A 3,395-nucleotide genomic window follows, 5' to 3' on the forward strand; every position below is an offset into this window, starting at 1 on the left:
GTTTTTTATTTCTTCGAAGAAGAAACGAGGGTTCGAGCCCAAGGTTCGCATGGAGCGATAGCAAAAAAAAGATACCACTGAAGTGGCACCCTTTCTGAACAATATTTTTATTCAAACTTAATTAATTTATTTCTCAAATATCTTTGAAATTCCCCATAGCTAAACATTGAACTTTCAATATAAGTTGAAGCCCCCTTTGGCAAAACGACACTTTGTATCCCGATTCTTCCCACTCCAAATTGTTCAACCGTCGGAATTGACTCCACTTCCCCGTTTAAGTTTGTCGCAATGTCAATCAAAGTCCTCACCTCCGCCATCGTAATATTCGTCTTCACATTATTACCCAGTGAATCAATCAATCGAATTACCTTTGTTGGTTTTCCCAACACACCAATCGAAAAAGCCTTATTTTTAATCGCATTAAAAATTCTTTGCTGATTAATCTCACGATCAAAATTACTTCGCGATAAACCAAAATCACCACCTTCATCACAGCCCGCATTACGTGCTCTGGCAAGCTTCAGGGCCATGCTACCATTTAGCCCATAATTCATCCCCTTAGCAAGATCAAGGTGTTGACAGGTATCATGGATACCAGCATCATCATCTGCATAAACATCCACATCAATTCCCCCCAGCTCATCCACCACTGTCCTCAATGCGCTCCAGTCTAACGAAATATAATATTGCAAGTTCAAACCCGTAATCTCCGATATTTTCTTAGCAAAATACCTCGAGGCCTGATCTTTATTATTCCTATATTCATTTAAAGCACACATATAAGTCGCATTAATTTTTCCTTGTGTACCGACCACGCAGTTCATCGTTTCTCCACCAGGTACCGTATAGTTCACCCAAAGGTCTCTCGGTATACTAAAAATTTTCGACGTTTTCTTTTCCTGATCAACCGACGCCACTAAAATTGAATCCGTTAGTAACCCCCCATCATGCCCCTCCGCATCTTCACTGGTCCCAAATATCAAAATATTCGTTAGATTATTTTCATCACGTGCCAGCTCCGTTCCAATTAAGATATCCATTGGATTACCCTTGAATACATTTGCAGTATGAGATAACAGCATGTATCCAAAAATAGCAACGCTAATCATCGCTACGATAATCAAACTTAAAACCACAATTACAATTTTCGTCCACAGAGGAATGTGTGTTTTTTCCTTCTTATTTTTTCGCTTCAATTTTTTGCGATCTTTCACCAGCTCTTTTTCAAGTTTCAAAATCGCATCAACTTTCTTACGCTTTTCTTTTTCAGTTTCTTCACTAGTAGTAGGTTTTTTAGTGTCAAAAGCTGTCATTTCAGCAGTCGTTTCAGTAGTTGTTTCAGCATGCATATTAGCTAACGTTTTGTCTGGCATTTCAGTTGGCGCTTCGACTATCTTATGTACCAAAATATCTTCCTTCATGCCTTTTTCAGACACCGTGATCTTCTTTCCCGCCTGTTTTCTGACTGTTTTCTTCGAGTGCTTAGTTTTTCTTTTTGACATCGACCATTCCTCCACTTTTTCTTTAACAATTTTACCACATAAACCACTAGTTTTTCTCTTGCATGCTATAATTAAAGCAATGAGTCACAAGGGTAATATTAGAAAAGATAATTCACTTTTAATTGAATTAAAAAACATCACTCGTAGCTTCGGATATGGCGAGGCAGAATCATTCGCACTTAATGATTTTAATCTGGAAGTTAAACCAGGCGAATTTATTATGATCATGGGTCCCTCCGGTTGCGGTAAGACCACCCTATTAAACATCATTGGCCTACTAGACTTCCCTACTTCCGGAAGCTACTATCTCGACTCTGAGCGCACTACTGTTTTCTCTAAATCTCGTCAAGCCCATATTCGTGCCCAAAAAATTGGTTTTATTTTTCAAGACTTCAACCTTATCCCTAAAATGACCATTCTTGAAAACGTCTCCCTTCCACTTGTTTACGCTGGTGTCCCCAAAACAAAACGCCTCATCAAATCTTCCGAAATGCTTTCCTACCTAAACATGCAAAAACGCGAATATTATTACCCTTATCAACTATCTGGCGGTCAAAAACAACGTGTCGCCATTGCTCGCGCCCTTGTTTCAGCTCCTGAAATTATTCTTGCCGACGAACCAACCGGCAACCTTGATAGTCATAACGCCCATCTTGTTATGGAGGAACTTCGCCGCATTCATTCCAAAGGTAACACTATTATTATGGTCACCCACAACCCAAATCTTACCTCCTATGCTACCAGGGTCATTCATATGCTCGATGGTCGTATTGCCACCGATATTAAAACCGTCGCAGATGAAGATCTTCCTGAACGTATTAAGGTTAATTTCTTTAAGAAATCTTCAGAACCCATCAGAGAGACCATCGACGATCTCCCTCAAGTAGAAGAAATTTCCGAAACTCAAACCATTAAAGTTCGACCTATTCAACAAGTTGGTGCTAAAAATCCTGAAGCCTTCCATTCCTCCATATCAGACTCCAACCGATTACCAATCGTTCCCCCTGATCCATCCTTGGTTGCAGCACCGGCCGAAGCAATATCAATCGAAAATAATGAGCCAAAATCTCCTAATCTTTCCTACAAATACCCGACCACCTCTGAAATTTCTATCACTAATCATGAAACTACACAACCAGCAAAAACCCCGGTCAAAACAGATTCAACATCAAAAAAGCCCGACTTCCCTGTTGTCTCATCTGCGTCAAGTGACGGTTCAATTCGCATCGTAAAGAAAGTCACCTCTATAGAAGAACTAGAAAAACCTTACAAGAAATCTAAATTCAAAGCCAAGCCTGCAAAAACTAATAAAAAACAAGCGAAAGGACGCCGAAAATAATGTCATTACTTCTTCGTACTAATTTTGAGATCGCCAAAAATTCTCTCAAAAAACACAAGTTTCGCAGTTTCTTCACCTGTCTTGGCATATCAGTTGGTATAGGTAGTATTATTTTAATTCTCAGTCTTGCAGGCAGTATTTCGCAGCTTATTTCCTCTCAGATAAAGGCACTTAATCAAGAACTCATTCTTGTTCGACCTGCAAACAATAAAAACAATCTTACAAATATTATTGACGAGCTAACAAGCTCAAACCATTTCAATAATTCAAATCTCACCATGGAGGACTTGGCTAGAATTAAAGAGTCCAGCGATAATATCAAAAACATCGCCCCCCTCGCAGTTCTCCACGAAACAGCTATTGGTGATCACACCGTTGACTCAGCCACTATTTTGGCCAGCAATTCCGACCTTAAGGACATCCTAAACCTAGAAATCAAGTCCGGGAATTTTATCCAAGATAATAATCTAAAGTCAGCTGTTATTGGACATTCTCTTGCCCTTCAACTCTTTGGTTCCAGTGAACCCATTGGCAAGACCTTTTCTTTCTCTAGT

3 protein-coding genes are annotated in these 3,395 nt (G+C 39.6%); 2 read left to right on the top strand and 1 reads right to left on the bottom strand.

Annotation, left to right across the window (positions count from 1 at the left end):
* Positions 1-107 precede the first annotated feature (107 nt).
* Positions 108-1,502: an LCP family protein gene (locus G3KMM_RS02765; protein ID WP_129605278.1), complete on the bottom strand. Its 1,395-nt coding sequence runs from the start codon at positions 1,500-1,502 to the stop codon at positions 108-110.
* Positions 1,503-1,581: 79 nt separating this feature from the next.
* Here G3KMM_RS02765 and G3KMM_RS02770 point away from each other — a divergent pair, with 79 nt between their 5' ends.
* Together G3KMM_RS02770 and G3KMM_RS02775 are read left to right on the top strand one after the other, a co-directional pair.
* Entirely contained in the window at positions 1,582-2,841 is a 1,260-nt protein-coding gene (locus G3KMM_RS02770) for an ABC transporter ATP-binding protein (protein WP_129605281.1), read from the top strand.
* The coding region (locus G3KMM_RS02775) for an ABC transporter permease (protein WP_164998498.1) at positions 2,841-3,395 on the top strand (555 nt) is incomplete at its 3' end. The genes G3KMM_RS02770 and G3KMM_RS02775, both read left to right, overlap by 1 nt.

This window comes from Candidatus Nanosyncoccus nanoralicus (assembly GCF_004138405.1).
GTDB classification, from domain to species: domain Bacteria; phylum Patescibacteriota; class Saccharimonadia; order Saccharimonadales; family Saccharimonadaceae; genus Nanosyncoccus; species Nanosyncoccus nanoralicus.

Coding starts and splice junctions, on each gene's coding strand:
- G3KMM_RS02765 (WP_129605278.1), bottom strand. CDS start 1,502: ATGTCAAAAAGAAAAACTAAGCACTCGAAGAAAACAGTCAGAAAACAG.
- G3KMM_RS02770 (WP_129605281.1), top strand. CDS start 1,582: ATGAGTCACAAGGGTAATATTAGAAAAGATAATTCACTTTTAATTGAA.